The following is a 609-nucleotide window of genomic DNA, read 5'->3' on the forward strand; positions in this document are numbered from 1 at the left end:
CGGTTCGGTGGTCGCCAGGAGACTGGCCGACTCCGGGGCATGGGTCACCCTGCTCGAAGCGGGCGGGCCGGACACCAACCCGGCCATTCACGACCCTTCGCGGGCCGGGGAGCTGTGGCACGGCCCGGAGGACTGGGACTACTACACGGTGCCGCAGCCGCACGCGGCGAACCGTCGGCTGCATCTGCCTCGCGGCAAAGTGCTCGGCGGGTCGCATTCGCTCAACGCGATGATCTGGGTGCGCGGCGCTCCCGCCGACTACGACGGCTGGGACCTGCCCGGCTGGCGGTGGGACGACGTGCGCCCGGTGTTCGAGCGGATCGAGAAGGATCTGCTCGACGTCGTGCCGAACGAGCCACTGCACCCGATCCAGCAGTCCATTGTGGACGCGGCCGTGCAGATCGGGTTGCCGTTCAACCCGGACTACAACGGGGACGCGCTCGACGGCGTCTCGGTCCAGCGCGTCACCACCCGGGGCGGCAAACGGCTCAACACCTGGCTCGCCTACGGACAGCCGGTCGCCGGCCGGATGACCGTCCACACGGGAGCGCTCGTCCACCAGCTGCTCTTCGAGGGCGATCGGGTGATCGGCGTGCTGGCCGAGGTCGA

General features: G+C 70.3%; 1 protein-coding gene. It reads left to right on the forward strand.

All coding sequences use genetic code 11. The annotated features are described in order from the left end of the window. The coding region (locus CFP71_RS37185) for a GMC family oxidoreductase (RefSeq protein ID WP_143267239.1) at nt 1-609 on the forward strand (609 nt) is incomplete at both ends.

Source organism: Amycolatopsis thailandensis (genome assembly GCF_002234405.1).
GTDB classification, from domain to species: Bacteria; Actinomycetota; Actinomycetes; order Mycobacteriales; family Pseudonocardiaceae; genus Amycolatopsis; species Amycolatopsis thailandensis.